This is a genomic window from Faecalibacterium sp. I3-3-33, assembly GCF_023347295.1.
Lineage (GTDB): Bacteria > Bacillota > Clostridia > Oscillospirales > Ruminococcaceae > Faecalibacterium.
The window spans coordinates 2,937,294-2,960,512 of the sequence record NZ_CP094469.1 but is presented as its reverse complement, the minus strand read 5'-3'; the positions used below and the strand labels follow the sequence as shown (position 1 = coordinate 2,960,512).

Annotated in this window: 16 protein-coding genes, 1 tRNA gene and 1 rRNA gene; 12 read left to right on the top strand and 6 right to left on the bottom strand. The window is 58.6% G+C overall.

From position 1 onward, the window contains the following. Positions 1–235 precede the first annotated feature (235 nt). The 7 genes from MTP39_RS13825 to MTP39_RS13795 all read left to right on the top strand — a co-directional run bounded on the left by MTP39_RS13825 (position 236) and on the right by MTP39_RS13795 (position 9,533). Complete coding sequence (locus tag MTP39_RS13825; RefSeq protein ID WP_249240956.1) at positions 236–757, top strand: hypothetical protein; 522 nt, start codon at positions 236–238, stop codon at positions 755–757. Between the two features lie 184 nt (positions 758–941). Next, positions 942–1,487, top strand: coding sequence for a hypothetical protein (locus tag MTP39_RS13820; RefSeq protein WP_249240955.1), 546 nt, complete (start codon positions 942–944; stop codon positions 1,485–1,487). A gap of 205 nt (positions 1,488–1,692) precedes the next feature. Continuing rightward, positions 1,693–2,238, top strand: a complete 546-nt coding sequence (locus MTP39_RS13815; protein ID WP_249240954.1) for a hypothetical protein — start codon at positions 1,693–1,695, stop codon at positions 2,236–2,238. Between the two features lie 405 nt (positions 2,239–2,643). Then, positions 2,644–4,074 carry a Wadjet anti-phage system protein JetA family protein gene (locus MTP39_RS13810; RefSeq protein ID WP_249240953.1) on the top strand — a complete coding sequence of 477 codons (1,431 nt, stop codon included), beginning with the start codon at positions 2,644–2,646 and terminating at the stop codon, positions 4,072–4,074. Then, positions 4,061–4,669 carry a DUF4194 domain-containing protein gene (locus MTP39_RS13805; RefSeq protein WP_249240952.1) on the top strand — a complete coding sequence of 203 codons (609 nt, stop codon included), beginning with the start codon at positions 4,061–4,063 and terminating at the stop codon, positions 4,667–4,669. The genes MTP39_RS13810 and MTP39_RS13805 overlap by 14 nt, the downstream gene beginning before the upstream one ends. Beyond that, positions 4,666–7,965, top strand: coding sequence for an ATP-binding protein (locus MTP39_RS13800; protein ID WP_249240951.1), 3,300 nt, complete (start codon positions 4,666–4,668; stop codon positions 7,963–7,965). The genes MTP39_RS13805 and MTP39_RS13800 overlap by 4 nt, the downstream gene beginning before the upstream one ends. Before the next feature lie 218 nt (positions 7,966–8,183). Next, complete coding sequence (locus MTP39_RS13795; RefSeq protein WP_249240950.1) at positions 8,184–9,533, top strand: MATE family efflux transporter; 1,350 nt, start codon at positions 8,184–8,186, stop codon at positions 9,531–9,533. Between the two features lie 45 nt (positions 9,534–9,578). Here MTP39_RS13795 and MTP39_RS13790 read toward each other — a convergent pair whose 3' ends face one another. Then, entirely contained in the window at positions 9,579–10,118 is a 540-nt protein-coding gene (locus MTP39_RS13790) for a histidine phosphatase family protein (protein WP_249240949.1), read from the bottom strand. 11 nt (positions 10,119–10,129) lie between these two features. Next, complete coding sequence (locus MTP39_RS13785; protein WP_249240948.1) at positions 10,130–10,342, bottom strand: hypothetical protein; 213 nt, start codon at positions 10,340–10,342, stop codon at positions 10,130–10,132. Positions 10,343–10,791: 449 nt separating this feature from the next. On the opposite strand from MTP39_RS13785, the gene MTP39_RS13780 reads away from it, so the two are divergent. The 3 genes from MTP39_RS13780 to MTP39_RS13770 all read left to right on the top strand — a co-directional run bounded on the left by MTP39_RS13780 (position 10,792) and on the right by MTP39_RS13770 (position 14,931). Then, positions 10,792–11,739, top strand: a complete 948-nt coding sequence (locus tag MTP39_RS13780; RefSeq protein ID WP_249240947.1) for a LysR family transcriptional regulator — start codon at positions 10,792–10,794, stop codon at positions 11,737–11,739. Positions 11,740–12,253: 514 nt separating this feature from the next. After that, the gene (locus MTP39_RS13775) at positions 12,254–13,756 is read left to right on the top strand and encodes a carbon starvation CstA family protein (RefSeq protein WP_249240946.1); all 1,503 of its coding nucleotides are present in this window, start codon (positions 12,254–12,256) and stop codon (positions 13,754–13,756) included. Between the two features lie 158 nt (positions 13,757–13,914). Continuing rightward, complete coding sequence (locus tag MTP39_RS13770; RefSeq protein ID WP_249240945.1) at positions 13,915–14,931, top strand: ATPase P; 1,017 nt, start codon at positions 13,915–13,917, stop codon at positions 14,929–14,931. 321 nt (positions 14,932–15,252) lie between these two features. Here MTP39_RS13770 and MTP39_RS13765 read toward each other — a convergent pair whose 3' ends face one another. Continuing rightward, positions 15,253–16,170 (bottom strand): LysR family transcriptional regulator, encoded by a 918-nt coding sequence (locus MTP39_RS13765; protein ID WP_249240944.1) that lies wholly within the window; start codon positions 16,168–16,170, stop codon positions 15,253–15,255. A 225-nt stretch (positions 16,171–16,395) separates the two neighbouring features. Between MTP39_RS13765 and MTP39_RS13760 the strand changes: the two genes are divergently transcribed. Further along, positions 16,396–18,309, top strand: coding sequence for an FAD-dependent oxidoreductase (locus tag MTP39_RS13760; RefSeq protein ID WP_249240943.1), 1,914 nt, complete (start codon positions 16,396–16,398; stop codon positions 18,307–18,309). Positions 18,310–18,394: 85 nt separating this feature from the next. On the opposite strand, the gene MTP39_RS13755 is transcribed toward MTP39_RS13760, so the two are convergent. The 3 genes from MTP39_RS13755 to MTP39_RS13745 form a co-directional block, all read right to left on the bottom strand. Then, positions 18,395–19,756, bottom strand: a complete 1,362-nt coding sequence (locus MTP39_RS13755) for an MATE family efflux transporter (protein ID WP_249240942.1) — start codon at positions 19,754–19,756, stop codon at positions 18,395–18,397. 149 nt (positions 19,757–19,905) lie between these two features. Further along, positions 19,906–19,982, bottom strand: a tRNA-Arg gene (locus MTP39_RS13750). Between the two features lie 70 nt (positions 19,983–20,052). Next, on the bottom strand, positions 20,053–20,829 hold the full coding sequence (locus MTP39_RS13745) for a type III pantothenate kinase (protein ID WP_249240941.1): 777 nt from the start codon (positions 20,827–20,829) through the stop codon (positions 20,053–20,055). Between the two features lie 762 nt (positions 20,830–21,591). Between MTP39_RS13745 and MTP39_RS13740 the strand changes: the two genes are divergently transcribed. Beyond that, a 16S ribosomal RNA gene (locus MTP39_RS13740) occupies positions 21,592–23,102 on the top strand. The last annotated feature ends 117 nt before the right edge of the window (positions 23,103–23,219 follow it).

Genomic DNA, 23,219 nt, shown 5'->3' with positions numbered 1-23,219 from the left:
AGAAGATTCCGTGGATTGTCGACGGTCTTTATTCCGGAATATATCAGAACTGCAACAAATCCCGCTTGTTTTCATCCTTTTTGACGAAAACGCTTCAGGAAGTTTAGCTATATTCCCGATTGACAAAACCATCGCTTGTCGGATATAATCAGGGCAGAAAGGCAACGATGGTTGCGCAAGACCTTTCGGAGAAAAGAAACATAACCACAAACAAGCTGATTGGAGGGATACCCTTATGAAGAACCTGAAAAAATTCGTAGCCCTGCTGCTGGCAGGTGTGATGGCTATGGTGATGCTCACCGCCTGTGGCGGCGGCACTCTCACGGACAAACAAAAGGAAGAAGCGATCCAGAAGCAGCTCGGTCGAAAGACTCAGGCTACGGCTCTGCGTGATAATGACGGCAAGGTCAAGAATGACAGCCAGCTCTATAAAGAAACTGCAGAACTGCTGGATGCACGAATCAAGGCAGATACCAGTGCATTTGGTACTCTCGCTGTTGATTTTGACGTCAAGGGCATCGATCCTGCAAAGCAGTATGTGACTGTTACCCTGTCGGCAGACTATAAGACTGCTGGTCTCGTGGCAGGCTTTGTCAATTTGATCACTGAGAAGCTTGGCAAGATCGAAGCCAGCAACAATAGCGTGAAGTTCGACACCGAGTGGGCAAAGGCAGCTGTCGTTGTCAGAACCAATGAAAAGGGCAGTTACGCTGCAATCGCAATTCAGGTCAAGAACCTCGCTTACCCCAAGACCTGATAATTTCAACATCATTCCCCGGAGAGCACCCGCCCTCCGGGGCTTTTTTGCGCTCTGCCCAAAAATCCCGGCAAAAAACAGGCACACCTGCCATTGACGAACGCCGCCGTGCTGCTGTAAAATGAAAGCAGAATGCCCCGTGCATCCGCACGGGAACGCCCTGCATTTTAAAAAGGAGCATTGCATGAAAAAGATCAAGCGTCTTGCGGCTGTTCTTCTGGCCGGTATCATGGCACTGGCGCTGCTCACCGCCTGCGGCGGCAGCGACCCCGGCAACCCCGAGTTTGACGCCAAGGTGGAAGGCGCCTATCTGGACGCGCTGAATAAGGCGTTCGGGACGGCCTTTCAAAACGATGACGCCATCCGGGCATTGGCTGTTTCCCACGTCGCCGAGAACAGCGGCGCGGACAGCCTGACCGGTGAAATGCTCTGGAAAACAGAGGGTGACGGAAAAACCATGGTGCGGCAGGTGATGCTTTGCTGGGAACTGAAAAAAGACACCGGAAAAGGTTATGTGCCGCTTTTCTATGAGGCTGCAAAAACCGAAGCCATCAAAGCCAACAATACCAATGTTCAAGTTCTGCTCCGCACCGTGAACAAGGAGATCGCCAACGCAGACAAAAACGGCATAACGCTGGAGCTTACCGCGCTGGGTGTCGGCGCACGGACCATCGGCGGCAAGACCTATGTTGCCATCGGCTTTGAACTGACCAATACCACTGCACAGTAACTGCACCCCGCCCCGAGGAGCACCCCCGCTCCCCGGGGCTTTTTGTATCCAACGAACTGACATATCTGCTCAAAAGCAACTGGAAAATCTAGGTAGTCTGTACATTGACGGAGAAAAAAAGATGCTGTAAAATGAACATAGGTCATACGGGCTTTTGAGGCGCGGAAAAGGCCTGCAATTCATTTTATTTATGGAGGAATCTAGCATGAAAAAGATGAAACGTCTTGTGGCCGTTCTTCTGGCCGGTATCATGGCACTGGCAATGCTCACTGCTTGCGGCGGCACCCCCGGCACCCCCGGCAGCTCGGAGTTTGAGGGTAAGGTCGAGCAGGCCTATATGGCAGAGCTGAATAAGACTTTTGCTACGAATTTTAATAACGATGCCGCCATCAAGAAGCTGGCTGTCGATTACATCCAAGAGGTAAGCGGCGCAGAGACTCTGAATTCTAACACACTTTGGAAACACGAAAATCCGACTGCAAATACCCAGAATCAGGTTATGGTCTGCTTTGACCCGGTGCAGTCCACCGGCAATGAGTATGTGAAGTTCTACTACGAAGTGGACAAGGCAGAGAATATTACGCCGGATGCAACGAACATTGCTACCCTGAAGCTCACTTGGGACACTATTCAGAGCATAGCAGCCAATAATGGTAAGACCATCGAGCTTACCGCGCTGGGTGTTGGCGCAAAGACCATCGGCGGCAAGACCTATGTTGCCATCGGCATTGGAATGAAAGTTGCACAGTAATTGAATCACCCCGCCCCGGAGAGCACCCGCTCTCCGGGGCTTTTTTTCGCCCGCCCTCTCAGGCGCTCCCGCGCCAGCTCCCCCAAAGGGGGAGCCAAGGTCTGAGGCTTGTTGCTGAAGTTTTAGGTGCAATGAGAAAGCTTTCGGCAGTGCTCTTGGCTCTCCCTTTGGGAGAGCTGGCATCGCGTAGCGATGACTGAGAGGGCGCACGCCGTTCGCCCCATTGCTAAACATTAGATGCAATGAAAAACCTTCCGGGCGCGCCAGAGGCTCTCTCCCCGAGGGAGCTGGCAAAGCCGTCAGGCTTTGACTGAGGGAGTTTGCTTTTTTTCGCCTTTTTGTGACAAACCCCGCCCGCTGTGGTACAATAAAAGGGTATCGAACCAAGACAGAAAGGACGTTTCCATGCAGCTGTTTGAACTGGTCAGCCCACGGCTGTTCCGCCCGCTGGCGGGGCCCAACCGGGCGTTTTATGCAGAGCTTTTGCTGCTGCTCTGGGAGGAGTGCCGCCATACGGCAGATTACAGCATTTCCCGCGCCGAGGCCGTCTCCCGCGCCGAGGATTATTTTGCCGCGCTGGCAAAGCCGCTGGCGCTGGACGCCGATGGCGCGGGCGACGAGGACGAGCAGCCCACCCGCGACCCCCACACGCTGGCGGTGGGCTTTTTGCTGCGTCTGCGCCGCACCGGCTGGCTGGAGGAGCAGCCCGGCAGCTACGAAAGTGAGCCCACCCTTGCCTTTATGCCGGAGGTCACCCCGCTGCTGGATGCGCTGGAAGAGATATTGAACCCCCGGGTGGTCACCTATACCGGCAAGCTGTACAAGGCGTGGCAGCTGCTGGGCAGCATCGGACAGGAAAAAAGCCCCTACGAGAACGTGCTGCGGGAGGTGGCGGCAGACCTTGAAACTTTGAACAAGTCCCTGCGCGCCCTCAACGCTTCCATCGGGCATTATATCGACCGCCTGACCCATAACCGCACCCCGCAGGAGGTGCTGGAACTGTTCGACCAGTACGAGGAAAAGGTGGTGGCGGCGGCGTACCACCGCTTTAAAACCAGCGATAACCTGTTCAATTACCGCGCCTATCTGGAAGAAGAGCTGGACGACTGCGAGCAGAACCAGCTGCCCCGGCTGGCGCTGGATTACGCCCGGGTGGAGCGCTGCGCCCCCGGTGAAGCTGCACCCCGGGTGCGTGCCCTCATCCAGCAGCAGCGGGACGCGCTGGAAGAGATGAGCACCCTGATGAAGGAGATCGACGCCAGCCACATCCGCTACCGCAAGCGGGCGGTGCAGCGGGCACAGTTTTTGCTGCTGAGCGACCGCTCGGCGCAGGGCAGCGTCACCGCCCTGCTGCGCCGCTATGCGGAGGACATTCGCAGCCCGGAGCAGCTGTTCGAGCCGGACGACGGCCCGGTGGCAGCACGGCTGCGCCTGTACCCGGCGGCAGTGTTCGGCACAAAGCCGCTGTATCCTCCCGCCGCGCCCCGCACCGAAGCGCCCCTTGCCCCGGTGCGCACCGAGCCCCTTGACCCCGAACGGCTGCGGCAGGAGCAGCAGCTGCTGCTGGATTACGCCCGCCTTGCCGTCACCGAGGAAAACGTGGCGCTGCTGGCGCGGCAGGCACTGGCTGCCCGCGGGCAGGTGAACGCCTCCACCCTTGTGGAGGAATACCCGAACGATTTTACAGGCATCATCGGCCTGCACACCTATTCCCAGTCGCCGCACCGGGAGTATGATATCACCCTGACCGGAAACTGGGTGGAGCGCGGCGGCTTCCGGTTTCAGGATTTTGTCCTGACCCGCCGCAAGGAGGTAAACACGGATGGCAACCATTGATCTGCTGGAAGAGACCGCAAACTATCTGCTCAACCACTGCTTTGTGCTGGGCTGCGTAGAGGAACAGCGGGCGAAATATCTGTATATTCAGGACCACCTCAACGAGGTGCGGGCGGTGTTCAAGCCCTTGGGCTACGCGGTGCTTTTGTACCCCGCGCCCATGCAGGCGGCGGCACTGGTCAACGAGCACGAGGGCAGTCAGGCGCGGCTGCTCAAGTACGAAAGCATTTTGCTGCTGGTGCTGCGGCTTTTGTACCTGCAAAAGCGGGAAAGCCTTGCCGCCAGCGCGGACGAGGTGCTGGTCACGGTGGAAGAAGTACAGGCCGAATTGCAAAAGATGAACCTGCCCCGCAAGCTGGACCAGCAAACGCTGGAAAAGCTCATGCGCACCCTGCGCCGGTACAATCTGGCGCGTCCGGTGGGACGGCTGTCCGGGCTGGACAGCCGCATCGAGGTGTTCCCCACGGTACTGCTGGCGCTGCCGGATGCCGACCTTGCGGATGCCGCCGCCGAGAGCGCCCGCACCCGCACCGAGCTTGGTCTGTACGAGCGCCCGGAGGGCGCAGACATGGAAACAGGGGAGGGTGAAGCATGATCGAACTCAAGCGTCTGAAGCTTATCAACTGGCACAACTTTGAAAATACCACCTTCGACTGCGCCCGCCTGACCTATATGATCGGCGTGAACGCCGTGGGCAAGACCACCATTCTGGACGCCATCCGCTACTGCCTGACCACCAACCGCAACTTCAATGCGCTGGGCAATAAGAAAAGCGGCCGCACCCTGCAAGGCTCTGTCCACGCCAAGCAGCGCGGCGAAAACGCCTACCGCCGCCCGGGGCATACCGTGGCGTATATCGGGGCGGAGTTCTGGGACAGCGTAAAGCACACCAGCTTTGTCATCGCGGTGCGGGTGGAGTCCGAAGGTCCCATGCAGGAGCTGCACCCCGGCGACCAGACGTGGTATATCTCGGAGGACGGCATCACGCTGGAACAGCTGCCCTTTATCGACCCGCGCACCGGTGCGCCCAGCGCCAAGGAGGACTTCAAGCCCGCCGAAGGGCGGCTTTCCTACACCCGCAGCCCAAGCGAAGCGCGGGATAGGATCTGCCGCGCTCTGGGTATCGGACGCGCAGCCAGCCCGCTGGGCAAAAAGTTCAACGAGGTGTTCCAGATGGGCACCAGCATGGACGAGATCCCGAATTTCCGGGAGTTTCTGTACCAGTATATCCTGCCCCAGCCGGAGCTGGACTTGGAAGCCTTGCAAGGCGACCGCTTGGAGCTGGAAAACCTCCACGCCGTGCTGGCGGAAGCCCAGACCCGCGCCGATGCGCTGGACGAGATCGTCCGTTTCGGCCGCGAAGCCACCGAAAAACAGACCGAAGCCCTTGTGAACCGGGGCGCCGCCCTGCTGGCGCGGGCTGCTGCCGATGCCGGAGAAAAGGCCGTCTGGCAGGAGCGGGTAGACGCCGGACGCCGCCAGCAGGAAACGCTGCGCACCCGCTACGCCGAGGCCAAGACCGCCGAAGCGGAAGCCCGCCGCGCCTACCTGACCGCCCACAGCGCCGCCGGTGCCAGCGGCGAGGGCCGCGCACTGGATGCCCTCAGCGAGGAACTGGCGCACCGGCAGACCGCATTGGATGCCGCCGCCCGCCGCGCCGATACCGCCGAAAAAGCCGCCGAAAAGACCGGCAACCTGCTGGCGGTGCTGCGCCGCAGCGGCTTTGCCGCCGGACAGAAGATGGCAGACCTGACCCCGGACACTCTGCCCGCCCTGACCGACTGGCTGACCGCACAGGAAAAGCCGCTGGAAGAAGCCTATTTTGCCGCCCGGCAGCACACCGCCGCCTTGCAGCGGCAGCAGACCGAGAAACGCGCCGAGCTGGATGCCGTATCCGGCGGCAAGTGGGTGTACCCCCACGGGGACGCCGCCACCCGGGTGCGGGACGCCGTGAATGCCGAGCTGAAAAGCCGGGGCATGGAGCCGGACGCCCGCATCTTCTGCGAGCTGCTGAACGTGGAGGACGAGAGCTGGCAGGACTGCGTGGAAGCCTGTCTGGGCGACCGCCGGTTCGATATCCTTGTGCCGCCCGCCCACTACGTCGCCGCCAAAAGCGCCTTTGTGGCGCTGAAGGATAAGGTGGGGCCCATCAGTCTGCTGGACACCCCGGGGCTGCGCAAGGCCAACCGCCGCGCCGACACCGCCCCCGCCGACAGTCTGGCGGCACAGGTCACCAGCGAAAACCCGCTTGCCGCGCAGTACGCCGACACCATCCTGCGCCGCATCGTCTGCTGCGACACCCCCGACACGCTGGAAAACTACCCCGACAGCGCCACCCGGGACCTTCTGCGCCACCATCCCTTCCGGTTGGAGCGTCTGCGCACCCCGCAGCGCTATATCGGTCTGGAAGCCCGCCGCGCCCGCGCCGGGGCACTGGCAGGGGAGATGAACGCCCTTGCGGAGGAGGTGCGCGCCGCCGCACAGGCAGAGCAGAACCTGAAAGCCGCATACAGCCAGTACCAGACCCTTTTGCGCGGTACTGCGCTGGAAGAGCTTGCCGCTTTGTGGGACGCCCGCGCCGCCCTGACCGCCGCCCGCGCGGCGGTGGACAAGCAGGCCGCAAAGCTGGCCGAGTGCCGCGAGAATCCGCTTTTGCAGCAGCTGTATAAAGAGGAAGAGGTGCGCGAGGCCGCATGGGAAGCCGCCCGCACCGCCGTGGAGCAGACCGGCGGCGATCTGCGCGTGTGCGAAAAACAGATCTCCTCCTGCGAGGCGGAGCAGCAGAAGGCGGTGGACACCGCCGAAAAGAGCGCACAGGCCGCAGAAAGCTTTTTTGCCGCCCACCCGCTGGTGGAGCCCCTCTCCCGCAGCCGTCAGCAGGCACTGACCGGGCCGGACAAGTCCCCCCGCGCCGCCGCGCAGGCTGCCGAAAAGGCACAGGCCAAGCTGGACGATGCCCTGACCGTCTACCTGAACAGCACGCTGGAACCGGCGCAGAAAGCCTACAACCAGCGCTATGTCTGCGATTATCCCTTGGGGCTTGCCGGGCTGGAACAGTACCGCGCCCAGCACGAAAGCCTTGTGCGCATCGACTTGGAGCGCTACGCCGCCCGTCTGGAGCAGGCGCAGCGGGACTGCAAGGACCGCTTCCGCAAGGATATCCTGTTCCGCATGAAGGACGATATCTTCAACGCCCGGCGGCAGTTCCGGGAGCTGAACAAGGTCATGGAGCAGCTGACCTACGGCGAGGAAGTCTACCGCTTTGAGCTGGAACCCAGCCGCGACCCGCAGCTTGCGGCGTTCTATCAGGTCATCGTGGATAAAGGCAACCAGCAGATGACCGAGGGTGATTCTCTGGATAACCTTGCCGCCACCGCCGACCCCGCCTACGAGCGTCAGGTGGACGAACTGATGGAAAAGATCATGGCAGACGTGGACGAGAACACCCGCGCCCGTCAGGAGGGACGCACCGCCGCCGGTGCCACCCTTTCGGACTATGTGGACTACCGCACCTATCTGGACTACGATATCAAGGTGACCAATCAGGTCACCGGGCAGCAGGCGTATCTGTCCCGCGTCAGCCGCGATTCCTCCGGCGGCGAGAATCAGGCGCCCTTCTATGTGGCCATCTGCGCAAGCCTTCTGCAAATTTACCAGAAGAGCGAAAACAGCATCCGTCTGGTGCTGCTGGACGAGGCCTTCAGCAAGATGACCAGCGACCGCATCCGCCCCATGATGGAGCTGTTCCGCCGCCTGCAATTGCAGGTGCTGCTTATCTCCACCGTGGAAAAGAGCACCGCCATCCAGCCCTACTGCGATATCACCTACTCCATCGTCCGCCACGGCGACGCCAACGCCATCGCGCCCTTTGTCCGCCTTGCGGGGGAGTGATGCAAAACTGGGCTTGACATAAAAAATAAACTTTGCTATACTGTTTTTCGCTCATCGGAGGGCTGTTTCAACGTAATTGAAAGGCCGGATAAGATGTCATCGTTCGTGCTTCCCGGAGGCTGTGGGCACCGTAGTGCCGCAGCAGAAGAGGGAACGCACCGGAACGGTGGTTCTTATCCGGCCTTTTTGCATATACGGATCTCAGAAAAGGAGGATCTATGCCAAAGAAAACCATCCAATTGTCCGACCATTTTACCTATTCCCGCCTGCTGCGGTTCGTGCTGCCCTGCATCGGCACCATGCTGTTCACCTCCATCTACGGCATCGTGGACGGCCTGTGCGTTTCCAACTTTGTGGGCAAAACGGCTTTTGCGGCGGTCAACCTCATCATGCCGCTGCCGCAGCTGCTGGGCACTGTCGGCTTTATGCTGGGCACCGGCGGCAGCGCCATCGTTGGCATCACGCTGGGCGAGGGCGACCAGAAAAAAGCCGACCGCTATTTTACCATGTTTCTGCTGGCAGCGCTCATCTCGGTCAGTGTGCTGGCCGTGCTGGGCATCCTGTTCCTGCGGCCGGTCGCCGTGCTGCTGGGCGCAAAGGGCGAGCTGCTGGATTACGCCGTGCGCTACGGGCGCATCCTGATGCTGGCGCTGCCGCCCTTTGCGCTGCAAAATATGTTCCAAAGCTTTTTCGTCACCGCCGAAAAGCCGCTTCTGGGCTTCTGGTTCACCGTTGGTGCAGGCTGCACCAATATGGTGCTGGACGTGGTGATGGTGGGCACGCTGCACTGGGGCGTGGAGGGCGCTGCCGTTGCCACCCTCATCAGCCAATTGGTGGGCGGCGTGCTGCCGGTGTTCTACTTTATCGACCACCACAATACCAGCCGCCTGCACCTGTGCAGAACACAGTTTTACGGCCGCGTGCTGTGGGATGCCTGCATCAACGGCTCTTCTGAGTTGATGACAAGCCTTTCCATGTCGCTGGTCAATATCTTGTATAATTTCCAGCTGCTGCGGCTTGCCGGCGAAAACGGCGTGGCGGCTTACGGCGTTATCATGTACGCGGCCTTCCTGTTTGTGGCGGTGTTCGTGGGCTATGCGGTGGGCAGCGCACCCATCGTCAGCTTCCATTACGGCGCGCGCAACCACGCCGAGGTGCATAACCTCTATCAGAAGAGCCTGCGCCTCATCGCCGTGGTAGCTGTGACCATGACGGCGGCATCTATGGTCATCATCCCCTATGTGGCGCGCATCTTTGTGGGCTACGATGCCCAGCTGCTGGCGCTGACAAACCGCGCCTTCCGGCTGTATGCGCTGAGCTTCCTCATCATGGGCTTCAACGTGTATGCGTCCTCCTTCTTCACCGCGCTGGGGGACGGCGTGACGAGCGCTCTCATCTCTTTTCTGCGCACCCTGCTGTTCCAGCTTGCCGCGCTGCTCCTGCTGCCCGCCCTGTGGGGCATTGATGGCGTGTGGCTGGCTGTCACCGCCGCCGAATTGGCCGCGCTGGCGGTGAGCGTGTATATGTTCGTGACAAAAGACCAGAAATTCCATTACCGTCATGGTTGACGTGTCATAACAAGAAAGCCGCCGGGGCCCCGGCGGCTTTCTTGGTTATTCAAAGGTGTATTCCACCAGCTGGCAGTTTTTGATGCCCGCAGCGGCGTACTCCTCGTTGGTCATATCGTAAAAATAGGAGTGCACCACCCGGGCGATGCCGTTGTGCGCTACCAGCAGATAGGTCTTGCCGGTGTCGGCTTTCAGCTCGTCCAGCAGGTTGTAGATGCGCTGCGCCAGCTGCATCATGCTTTCGCCGCCCACATAGCGGTCGGCAAAGTGGGTCTTGGAGATGCGGAACTCCGCACCGTCCCGGGGCGTGCCCTCGTATTTGCCGAAGCACTGCTCCCGCAGGCGGGGCTCGCAGCGGGCGGGCAGACCGGTTGCGGCGGCAATGGCTTTTGCGGTGTCGGCGGCGCGGGAGAGGGGAGAGTACAAAATTTCGTCAATACGCAGGCCGCTGTCCCGGACAAGCTTGCCCAGCTGCTGCGCCTGCTGTTGCCCGCGGGCGGTCAGCGGGCTGTCGGTCATGCCGCAGATCTTATTTTCCACGTTCCATACCGTCTCGCCGTGACGGGTGAAATAGATATTGTGCATAAAATTACTCCTTACAGCTTGTGCAGGGTGCCGTCCGGCAGTAGACAGACGGTATCTCCTTCGTTGATGCCAAGACATGTCAGTTCCTTGTCCGGGTAGGACAGAATGCGGGCAGCCCCGGCGGCATCGGTCAGGGTCAAATCGCACAGCACCGGCTGCCCGGCGGGCAGCTCCTCGCAGCCGTACAGCTGCTCGTCAATGCGCAGCACGCGGTATTCCGGCATGGTACAGCCCCTCCTTTATGTTTTTCCTTATTATATAGCACCCGGGGGCTTTGGTGCAAGGGAGAGGGGGACGATTTGGAATGGCCGCCGCGTGCGCTTTGGCCATGTTCAGCGGAAAAATTATTTTTAATTCGCAATTCTGGAAAATCTGCGGATTTTCCAGAATTGCCTTTTCACGGGAGGGGCTACAAAGGCGAACGGCAGCTGCCGCGCTTGTTTCCTACGGAAACATCCGCGCTGTGAGGCTGCCCCTTCCGGGCAAGCAACTTTGCGTTTTAGCCGGAAACTATACCGCCATGCCAAAGGCTCTCCCTTTGGGAGAGCTGTCAAATCCGTAGGATTTGACTGAGAGGGCGAGGACGCTGCCGGGGGAGTTCTTCCCCCGCTTGACAGCAGCGCGGAGAAATTGTTACAATACGATTACGACTGCAAACAACGCGGAGGGGTTCATGAATATTACGGAACTGCGATATCTGGTAGCCATCATGAAATGGGGGTCGGTGTCGGCGGCGGCAAAGCAGCTGTACGCGGCGCAGCCCAATGTGAGCAAGGCACTGAAGAATCTGGAAGAGGAATACGGGGTGCGCATTTTCGAGCGCTCCTCCACGGGCATGATCCCCACCGAGCAGGGCAAGCGGTTCATCGCGCAGGCGCAGCGGGTGCTGCAGCAGGTGGACGAGCTGGAGCAGGAGGCGCACCAGCAGCAGCGCAGCTGCGCCGAGCTGCGGGTGGTGCTGACCCATGCCACCTACGCCTCCTACGCGGCGGTGGATTTTTTGCAGCAGGCAGCCCGCAGCGAGCAGCTGCGGGTGCATATCCGGGAGAGCGGCGCAATCGAAGCGTTGGACTTTGTGCTGCGGCAGGGCTACCACATAGCGCTGCTGCGCTATGCCGCCGAGGACGAGGACTACTATTTGCGCTACTGCCAGCGCCACGGTTTGCGGCAGGAGCCTATCATGGAGTTTTCCTACCTGCTGCTCACCAGTCAGGACAGCCCGCTGGCACGGCGGCAGGTGCAGAACCTGGACGAGCTGAACGATTACATCGAGGTGCTGCACGGCGACGCCCATCTGCCCGGGGAGGAGAGCACCGTCTCCCGCTGGCAGGTAAACCCCAACCGCCGCATCCATGTGTACGAGCGGTGCAGCCAGTTCTCTATTTTGCAAAACCTGCCCACGGCCTATATGTGGTCGTCCCCCATGCCGCAGCGCGCGCTGGAGCAGTACCATCTGGCACTGCATAACTGCCCGGCGCAGAAGCAGCAGATGCGGGACGTGCTGGTGTACCCGGAACGGGAGCCTTTGCAGCCGGAGGAGCAGCTGTTTGTGCAACTGCTGCACAAGCAGGCGGATGCCACCATCAAGGACAGCGGGTGGGGGCGCCTGACGGCGCAATGATATCTGCCTGCGGCAGATGAGGTGCTGGCGCAATGCTGTTCCGGCTGCGCCGGAAATGATGTGCCGCTGCGCGGCAATAGTGGAAGATTTATTTTCGGGCTAGCGGAGCGTCTGCGGACGCTCCGCTAGCCCTTTTTCACGGAAGGGGTGCCTCGCCTGAGGGGGGCGGATTTCCCTTCTTTTCGTCCCAAATTCCACGTTTCAGAGAGAAAATCGCAAACGATTAAGCAAAGTGCACAAAAAGGCGGCGCAAAGTTTGGCGGGGACGGCTTTGACCGTTCCCGGGAGAAAGTTTTTGAGAAACAGAACGATGAATTAAAACGTGTTATCGCCAAAAAATAAAAGTTTGCGCAAACAAATAAAATAAGCGGCCATATACTTTTTGATATAGGAACTATACCTAAAAAATATTAACACAATTATGAAAAAGGTGTTAACATGAAGCCAGAGATCGGTCATAGCCGCAGTATGGCATATGCTGCCGGCGGCTGAAATTCAAAAGGAGGTTTCTGGTATGATTAGTTTCTTACTGTGTCTGGCGCTCCTTATCATCGGCTACTTTGTCTATGGTAAGATCGTGGACAACACGTTCGGACCGGACGACCGCGAAACTCCTGCTGTGCGCATCAACGATGGCGTTGACTACGTTGTGATGCCCCAGTGGAAGCTGTTCCTCGTCCAGCTGCTGAACATTGCAGGTCTGGGCCCCATCTTCGGTGCACTGCAGGGTGCTCTGTGGGGTCCCGTGGTGTTCCTGTGGATCACCTTCGGCACCATCTTTGCCGGCGGCGTACATGACTACTTCTCCGGCATGATGAGCGAGCGCAACGACGGCGCTTCCATCGCTGAGGTCACCGGCCGCTATCTGGGCCCTGTGATGCAGAACATCATGCGTGTGTTCTCTGTGGTGCTGCTGATCATGGTCGGTACCGTGTTCGCAGTGGGTCCCGCAGGCCTGATCGTTACCCTGTGCAAGAACGGCGGTATGTCCGGTGTGGTGACCACCACTCTGTTCTGGCTGATCATCATTCTGGTGTACTACTTCATCGCAACCTTTATCTCCATTGATGCCATCATCGGTAAGATCTACCCCCTGTTCGGCATCTGCCTGATCATCATGGCTGTGGGCGTTATCTTTGGTATCTTCACCAACCCCGCCTACACCATCCCCGAGATCTGGGCAAACTTCAGCAATATGCACCCCTCTAACACCCCCATCTGGAGCTTCATGTTCATCACCGTTGCCTGTGGTGCTATCTCCGGTTTCCACTCCACCCAGTCGCCTCTGATGGCTCGCTGCATGAAGAGTGAGAAGCAGGGTCACTTCGTATTCTACGGTGCAATGGTCAGCGAGGGCATCATCGCTCTGATCTGGGCTGCTGCTGGCTGCGCACTGTACACCATCACCGACGGCAAGATGGTCGGTCTGGCCGAGGCTCTGGCTGCCGGTCAGTCTGCCGCTATCTACGACGTCTGCCTCAAGACCATGGGTAAGGTTGGCGTGGCACTGGCTATGATCGGTGTCGTTATCTGCCCCATCACCTCTGGTGATACCGCCTTCCGTTCCGCTCGTCTGACCCTGTCCGACTGGCTCAAGATCGATCAGGACAGCTACGCAAACCGCCTGAAGCTCTGCATCCCCGTGCTGGGCGTTGGTGCTTTCCTTGGCATCGGCAACGCACTGGGCTTCATCAACTACACCGTCATCTGGCGTTACTTCAGCTGGACCAACCAGACGCTGGCTATGATCGTCCTGTGGGCTGCTTCCATGTACCTGTTCAAGGAGAAGAAGAACTTCTGGATCACCGCCGTGCCTGCAACCTTTATGAGCGCTGTGTCCTGCACCTACTTCGTGCTGGCTCCCGAGTGCCTGGGCAAGATGATCAACACCTATGCGGACGGCAAGCTGGTGGCTTACAACACCGCCGTTGCTTACCCCATCGGCATCGTCTTTGCCATCGCAATGCTGGCTCTGTTCCTCCATGCTACCAAGAAGCACTCTGCTTCCAAGGCATAAGGAACTGACGGCTCTATATTTCCGTAAGTAACCTGCGCCCGCCGCTGCCTGACCGTACAGCGGCGGGCGCTGTTTTTTGAAAAAATCAGGGCTTGCAATTGCCCCCGTCCCGTGGGAAAATAGGGGCGTAGAATTTAAAGCAAAGAAGGGAACTACCCATGATTTTCAAACCCGCACAGCTGGGCATGGCAAAGCTTGACCCGCAGGAGTTGGAGGCAGACAAAAAAGCCTGCCGGAAGATCGGCCCCTGCGGCGTAGGCAAAAAGGCGCTGTACCTGAACAGCTTTTACATCGACCGCCGCTATTATCTGCCTTACAGCAGCATCACCCGGGTGTTCAAGCGGGTGGCTATGAGTTCCGGCGGTTTTTCCGGCAAGGGCGTGTTTGCCTCCATGGCCTATCTTGTGGTGGAGTACGACGGCGGCAAGCAGAAGCAGTGCAACTTCAAGGACGAGCGGGACGTGGACGCTTTGCTGGAAGTGCTTGCCAAGGAGCAGCCGCAGCTGCATCTGCTGAGCGCTGCCGGTGAGCAGGCGCTGGAGAAAAAGGCCGCCGAAAAGGCCGCCCGCAAGCTGCCGGAGCTTTCCGAGGACGCGCAGCACAGCCTTACCCTGCTGCGCCGGGCAAAGGAGTATCTGGATGCAAAGCCGGAGCTTTCCGCTGAGCTGAGCGCTGCCGAGCGCCGCAAGCGTGCGCAGCTGCAAAGCAAACCGGTGTACCGCTATGTGGCGCTGGCGATCTTTGTGCTGGGCGTTGCGGCGGCGGTCTACGGCCTGTATTCTGTGTTCAGCCACACCGGCAGCTACGGCGTGTACTTTGCGCTGTTCGGCTTTGCCGCCATCTTCCTGTTTTCCAGCTACAATATGCTGCCCACCGCCCACAATAACAACAACGCCATCATGAAGCGTGCAGAAAAGGCCGAGGCCGCCATGGCAGAGTATGTCAAGCACTACCCCCACGGGGCGTTCCCGGTGGCAAGCTGGTACGCCCACCCCATCGTGCTCAAGCAGATGATGGACGCCGTGGAGGAGGGCCGCGCCGTCACCGTGCCCGAGGCACTGGATGCGGTCAAGGCACGCCTGAAGAGCCTGAACGCGGACGTGCAGGTGGAGCAGGAGGAATACGACGAGGTGGTGGTCATCAAGGCCCTGTTCCTCAACCACGATTATCAGTAAAAGCAGAAAAGTAAAAAGCCGGGCAGCCTGCGGGCCGTCCGGCTTTCTGCTTTTACAGGGCAGGTGCTGCTGTTCAGAACAGGCGGCAAAGCCCTATGACACAAGGGGACTTTTGAAGAGTCGGACATCATTGCCACTTTTTTATATTGAATAGTATCTAAAAGTAACGTAGTTTCGTTGTGTTTGCAACTCTTCAAAACTTTGGCTACTTTTGAAGAGTCGGGGCAAAAAGCGCATCGTTCTGCGTGTTTTGGCGCAGAAAAAGTAACTGTTCAAAACTCTATGGGTCATAGGGGACTTTTGAACAGTAGCAGCTGTGCCTCAGATCAGCGTCTCCATCAACAGTGGGTCATGGTGATGGGCGTACTTCTGCTTGGCGATCTCGATGAAGGACTGCACCTCCAGCCGGGGTGCGTGGCGCATGGCGGCGATCTCCACCGTCACCGGGGGAAAATCCAGCAGCGGCACCTTGACGATGCCCGGGATCACCGCCGTGGACAGGCAGGGCACGATGGACATGGCAGTGCCCATCTGGATCATGATGAGCGCGCCCTCAAAGCTGGGGGTGATCTTGCTGCAATCCACCCCCACCTGCGCCAGCTGCTCCAGCGACGGCCCCTGACAGGCAGACAGAAAGCTGTCGAACGCGCCGGAGGACACCACGCTCTGCCCTTTCAGGTCTGCCAGATGCAGCGCCCGCCGGTCGGCAAGGGGAGAGTTGGGGTTCATCAGCACATGGTACCCCAGCGAGAACAGGGGCGTAAAGGAGATGTCCCGGTCGCGGGAGTGCTCGGTGGTGTAGAAGAAGCCGATGTCCAGCTGCCCGGAGCGCAGCTGCTCCAGCGGGCGGCGGTTGTCCTGCGGCACAACGTCCACGCAGGCGTTGGGGAACTGGTGCTGGAACTCGGTCAGAATGCTGGAAAAAGTGCCGTAGTCGAATAGCTGCCGCAGCCCCACCGTCAGGCGGGAGCGGTCGGCGTCCTGAATATCCTGCGCTTTCTTCAGCGCCTGTCTGCCAAAGCTGGTCATCTGCACCATGTCCAGATAAAAGGACTGTCCGGCAGCGGTCAGCTTGGTGCGGCGGGTGGTGCGCTCGAACAGGTGCAGCCCGGTCTCCTTTTCCAATGCGTTGATCTGGTAGGTGATGGCGGGCTGGGTGGTGAACAGCCGCTCGGCAGCGGCGCTGAAATTCAGCTCCTCTGCTACGGCAATAAAGCACTCCAACTGGTAAATCGTCATAGAACGGCGCCCCTCCTTGTGTAAAAAGCTGGTCATCTTTATTATACAGGATTCCGCACAGGCCGTAAAGAGAAAGTGATTTATAAAGAGATTTGATAAATCCGGGCACAAATTTGTATTTCACACCGGGACAAAACTTTGCTATAATCGTATCAATGTTCAAAATGCACGAAGGAACAGGAAAAACGCAAAAAAGAAGAGAAAAGAAAAAGAAAGGCGAACCTTATGGCTAAGATCTCTCGTCGCAACTTTATGCGCGGTGCCGCTGTGGGCACCATGGGCGCAGCTGCTGCCGGTCTGCTGACCGCCTGCGGCAACTCCGCTTCCAGCACCACCGGTGCTCCCGCTTCCTCCGCAGCTTCCTCTGCTGCCTCCTCCGCTGTGACCAAGCCCTCCTCCCCGGTAGACGGCAAGTACGTCACCAAGGCAATGGGTCACGAAAGCTGGGTGCACGTTGCCACCACCTTCTTTGATGGCAAGATCACTGCCTGTGAGGTGCTGTCTCACGAGGAGACCATCGGCATCGGCAACTATGCCTGCTCCCGCATCCCTGCCGCCATCGTCGAGCACCAGAGCGTCAACGTGCCCAACCTGCGCGGCTCCTCCATCACCTCCATGGCTGTCAAGGCAGCCGTGAAGGAGGCCATCGAGCTGGCCGGTTATAACGTGGACGACTTCTCCAAGGAGGTCACCATCGCTGCCTCCAACGAGGTCATCGAGGAAGAGGCCGATGTCGTCATCATGGGTGCCGGTACCTCCGGCCTGACCTGCGCCTGCCGCCTGCTGGAGGCCGGCTACAGCGTCATTCTGGTGGAGAAGCGCGATATCCCCGGCGGCTCCATGTCCATGACCTACGGCGGCGTTGCCACCGCGGGCTCCAAGCTGCAGTACAACTACGATGTGGACGGCAGCTTCCGCAACTCTGCCATGGGCACGCTGGAGGGCATGATGAACTTCTGGCAGAGCATGGAGAAGTACCACCGCACCGAGTTCTTCAACGGTGAAATGCCCTACATGACCAAGCAGTACACCGTCGCCGGCGATCTGGTGGACTGGATGGCAGGCATCGGCATCGGCTTCAACACCATGGGCAACTACGAAAGCGCTACCCAGTACGGCGCTTCCACCCCGTATCTGGCACCCGGCTGCTACGAGGGCGGCGCAGGCTACGCCATGATGTTCATGGCACAGCGCGTGGAAAAGTACGAGAAGGGCAAGATCATCTACTCCACCAGCGTCACCGACCTGATCAAGGACGAGAGCGGCCGTGTTGTGGGCTTCCACGCTAAGGGCGAGAACGGCGCAAGCTACACCCTGCGCGGCAAGGCTGTCTGCCTTGCTTCCGGCGGTTTTGCCAAGAACCCCGAAATGCTGAAGAAGTACAGCCCCGATTACGCCGACTTCTTCTTCAATTGCGCCTCCAGCATGACCGGCGAGGGCATCCAGATGGGTATCGACGCCGGCGGCTATGTGGAGTGCGCAAACCGCGCTCTGCCCGCCTTCCTGTCCAGCTACAAGAGCAAGTTCGAGCTGGCCTTCATCCACCAGACTGCCCCCGGCATCATGGTCAACATCAAGGGCGACAACATCGGCAACATCGTCTCCGATAACCACTACACCATGGCCAAGGCAAAGCTGAACAAGGACAACGGCGACACCTTCTACTATGTGTTCGACGAGTCCTCTGCCGTCAAGCTGCGCGACAGCGAGGCCTACGGCTTCAACGGTTACGTTGCCATGTTCGAGAAGGGCGAGGCTGTGCACTACGACAGCGTGGAGAAGGCTTCCGAGGAGTTGAACCTGCCCAATCTGGCAGACGCCATCGAGGCAAACAACGCTGCCGCTCTGGCCGGCGAGCCGGACGAGTTCGGCCGCCGCAACTGCCCCTACATCGAGACCCGCGACGGTCTGTGGGCCATCCGCGTGGACCCCACCTTCTACCTGACCACCGCAGGTCTGGCCATCGACACCGATTGCCACGTCCTGACCGAGGACAAGAAGGCTATCCCCGGCCTGTACGCTGCCGGCGACGTCTGCGGCTCCATCGAGGAGAAGGACGCCAAGCAGTACGGCATGGGCTTCGACGCCGCTCTGACCTACGGCTACATCATGGGCGAGACCCTGAAGAAGGAGATCTGAGCTGCGCTCTGACCCCCTGACAAAAGCATAAACAAAGGGCTGCTGCACAAACCGTGCAGCAGCCCTTTTTATATCATATTTCCTCTTACGCCGCCGCAGGCTTGCGGAAGATAGCCATTGCACGCTTGTAGCAGCTGGCAAAATAGGCGATCTCTGCCAGCGCGGTCAGGATCCAGCTGCACGGATACAGCAGGTACAGTGCCGGGATGGTGTGGAAGTGGGCAAAGATGGTGTACACCCAGATCACCCGGAATACGCAGGAGCCCAGCACCACGATGACGGTAGGCACCACCGTCTTGCCCAGCCCGCGGGAGGCAGCGATGGTGCAGTCCATAAAGGCCGAGACGCAGTAGGCAAAGGCCATCACGGCTACGCGCTTCATGCCGGCATCGATAACGGCGGCTTCGGTGGTGAACAGCGCAAGGAAGGCCGGCCCGCAGAAGAACAGCGCCGCACCCAGCACAAACCCCACGCCGAAGGAGTAGCCCAGACTGATGAAGTAGCTCTTCTTCACCCGGTCAGGCCGTCCCGCGCCGTAGTTCTGGCTCATAAAGCTGGCGCAGGCCATGTAGAAGGCCGCCATGCAGTCGTAAATCAGCCCGTCCGCATTGGCGGCGGCACTGTTGCCCTTGACCATCAGGGAGTCAAAGGAGTTGACGCCCGCCTGAATGAACAGGTTGGCAATGGCAAAAATAGCGTTCTGCAATCCGGCAGGTACGCCCAGTGCAAGAATGCTCTTAGCCTGCACCGGGTCCAGCTGTAATTTATGTACGTCCAGCGCGTAGCAGTCCTGCACCCGGGTCAGCGCCCGCAGGATCAGAAAAGCGGAAACACACTGGCTGATGGCGCTGGCCAGCGCCACGCCCACCACGCTCAAATCGCACACGATGACAAAGAACAGGTTCAGCAGAATGTTCAGTGCACCGGCAATAGAAAGGTAGAGCAGCGGCTTTTTGGTGTCGCCGATGGAGCTGAACACCGCGTTGCCAAAGTTGTACAGCGCCAGCGCCGGCATACCCAGAAAATACACCCGCAGATACAAAATAGCGCCGGGCAGCAGATCCTCTTTGGTGTTCAGCAGCCGCAGCATGGCGGGGGAGCCCAGCAGGCCGATGAGCAGCAACGCCACACCGGCAACGGCGCTGATGATGGCCGCCGAGTGGACGGTCTTTTCCACGTCCTTGGGGTGGCGCGCACCGTAAAACCGCGCCACCAGCACGTTGATGCCGTTGCTCAGACCGATGAGAAAGCCGGTGAACAGGGTCACCAGCGTGCTGGTGGAGCCCACAGCGCCCAGCGCCGTAGACCCGGCAAAGCGCCCCACCACCGCCACGTCCGACATGTTGAACAGCACCTGCAGCAGGTTGGAAAGCGCCAACGGCAGACTGACCAGAAAGATCTGCTTGGCCAGAGGGCCTTCCGTTAGCGTATTCGTTTGAGAAGCCATATTCTTTTTTCCCTTTATCCTATACATCCTAACCGTACCCGCGCACACCGGGGCACAGCCTCTATTATAAGGCACTGCGCCGCTTTTGCAAGATGGATTCGATAAAATAAATAAAAAGGACTGCTGCACAAAACCTGTGCAGCAGTCCTTGGTGCGACCGGGAGGATTCGAACCTCTGGCCTTCCGGGTCGGAGCCGAACGCTCTATCCAGCTGAGCTACGATCGCAAATGCCGTATCCCTTTGGTGGGTACAACACAGTATAACACATCAAGATGCAAAATGCAAACGAAAATCGTCAACCCTTCCGGTTTCGCAGCCAGATGCGGTGCAGGCCGTCGGTGATCAGGGTCTCGCGGTAGTGGATGGGGGTGCGGCAGGCCTCCCGGATGGAGCGGGGAAGGTCGCCGGTTGCGTAAAAGGCGGTCTGTGCGCCAAGCTCGGCGCAGAAGCGGTCGGCCAGACCGTCCAGCATACTGGCAGTGCCCAGCACAAAGCCGTTTTGCAAACAGGCCGAGGTGCTCTTGCCCAGCACCGAGTCCGAGGCGCGGGCGGCAGGGTCGATCTGGGGCAGCTGGGCAGTCTTTTGCACCAGCGCATTCATGGAAAGCTGCGGCCCGGGCAGGATCACGCCGCCCACAAGCTCCTGCTTGGCGTTCACCGCCATCAGGGAGATGGCGGTGTCTGCCGAGATGACCACCAGCGGCCCGGGGCACTCCGCCAGCGCTGCCACCGCGCCGCACAGCAGCTCTGCACCCAGCTGCGCGGGATTGTCCAGTCGCAGCTTGATGCCGCTTTTCAGCCCCGGCCCCACGGACAGGATGCGCGCCTTGCATAAAAGCTGTAAGGCTGCCAGCACTCGCCCGCTGAGCACGGGCACCACGCTGCCCAGAATGCCGCCCTCGATCTGCGCCGGGGATGCTCCGTACAGCTGCAACAGATTCACCAGCCGGATGGCGTATTCCTCCACCGTGGCAGCAGGGTCGGAGTGCAGTCGCCCACAGAAGATAAGGGTATCTTGTTCGTAGCCGCCCACGGTGATGTGGGTGTTGCCGATATTGACGGTGAGGATCATGATCAGGGCTCCTTTCGCAGCGCTCTATAATGTATATAATATATAATAGCGCACCCGCCGCCGATACGCAAGGCTTTTGCTGGGGGAATGGGGTACGCGCCCTGCGCCCTCTCAGTCACCTGCGGTGACAGCTCTCCCAAAGGGAGAGCCAAGAGCACTGCCGGAAACTTCCTCATTATACCTAATACTTTAGTGCTGAACTTTACGGCTTGGCTCTCCCTTTGAGGAAAGACTTCCCCCGCTCCGGGGGAAGATGTCACCGCAGGTGACAAAAGGGGGAGTCTGGCGCGGGAGCGCCTGAGAGGGCGATCTTCCCCTGCGCAAAGAAATTGGAAAAAAGATGTCAAAAAGTGTTGACAAGATTGCCGGGGTGTGGTATTATACTTGAGCGCCAAGCGCTGAGACAAAAGAATGACTTCTGAAAGCTCAGCAGGAAGCCTTTGAAAAGAACCAATAGACGCTGAAAAGTTCCGGCTGATACCGAGAAACCCAAAGCGTTCCAAGTTCACAAAACTTCAAAAGCTTCTCAAAAAAGTGCTTGACAAAAAACCGCTTCTGTGGTAAAATAATCAAGTCGTCAGCCGCAAGGCTGCGGCGCACAGGACCTTGAAAATTGAACAATATCGAAAGAACTTGTAACGGAACCTATTTTCATGTTGGAAGAACATGTAAAACAATTCCAAACAAAAGTAATTCACACAGGACGCAAGCGATTGCGTGCTGAGCGAAACAAGATTTAACACTTTTAAGTGATAAATATCATTTATAAAGAGTTTGATCCTGGCTCAGGACGAACGCTGGCGGCGCGCCTAACACATGCAAGTCGAACGAGCGAGAGAGAGCTTGCTTTCTTGAGCGAGTGGCGAACGGGTGAGTAACGCGTGAGGAACCTGCCTCAAAGAGGGGGACAACAGTTGGAAACGACTGCTAATACCGCATAAGCCCACGGGTCGGCATCGACCAGAGGGAAAAGGAGCAATCCGCTTTGAGATGGCCTCGCGTCCGATTAGCTAGTTGGTGAGGTAATGGCCCACCAAGGCGACGATCGGTAGCCGGACTGAGAGGTTGAACGGCCACATTGGGACTGAGACACGGCCCAGACTCCTACGGGAGGCAGCAGTGGGGAATATTGCACAATGGGGGAAACCCTGATGCAGCGACGCCGCGTGGAGGAAGAAGGTCTTCGGATTGTAAACTCCTGTTGTTGAGGAAGATAATGACGGTACTCAACAAGGAAGTGACGGCTAACTACGTGCCAGCAGCCGCGGTAAAACGTAGGTCACAAGCGTTGTCCGGAATTACTGGGTGTAAAGGGAGCGCAGGCGGGAAGACAAGTTGGAAGTGAAATCCATGGGCTCAACCCATGAACTGCTTTCAAAACTGTTTTTCTTGAGTAGTGCAGAGGTAGGCGGAATTCCCGGTGTAGCGGTGGAATGCGTAGATATCGGGAGGAACACCAGTGGCGAAGGCGGCCTACTGGGCACCAACTGACGCTGAGGCTCGAAAGTGTGGGTAGCAAACAGGATTAGATACCCTGGTAGTCCACACTGTAAACGATGATTACTAGGTGTTGGAGGATTGACCCCTTCAGTGCCGCAGTTAACACAATAAGTAATCCACCTGGGGAGTACGACCGCAAGGTTGAAACTCAAAGGAATTGACGGGGGCCCGCACAAGCAGTGGAGTATGTGGTTTAATTCGACGCAACGCGAAGAACCTTACCAAGTCTTGACATCCTGCGACGGTTCTGGAAACAGAACTTTCCTTCGGGACGCAGAGACAGGTGGTGCATGGTTGTCGTCAGCTCGTGTCGTGAGATGTTGGGTTAAGTCCCGCAACGAGCGCAACCCTTATGGTCAGTTACTACGCAAGAGGACTCTGGCCAGACTGCCGTTGACAAAACGGAGGAAGGTGGGGATGACGTCAAATCATCATGCCCTTTATGACTTGGGCTACACACGTACTACAATGGCGTTAAACAAAGAGAAGCAAGACCGCGAGGTGGAGCAAAACTCAGAAACAACGTCCCAGTTCGGACTGCAGGCTGCAACTCGCCTGCACGAAGTCGGAATTGCTAGTAATCGCAGATCAGCATGCTGCGGTGAATACGTTCCCGGGCCTTGTACACACCGCCCGTCACACCATGAGAGCCGGGGGGACCCGAAGTCGGTAGTCTAACCGCAAGGAGGACGCCGCCGAAGGTAAAACTGGTGATTGGGGTGAAGTCGTAACAAGGTAGCCGTAGGAGAACCTGCGGCTGGATCACCTCCTTTCTAAGGAGTCAGGCAATGACAGAGCATCTAAGATGGTCAGTCATTGGAACAGGTGATACGTGAGAGTTTAAGTAGATATTGTTCGATTTTGAGGGCCCTGAAAAGGACACTCAAAGA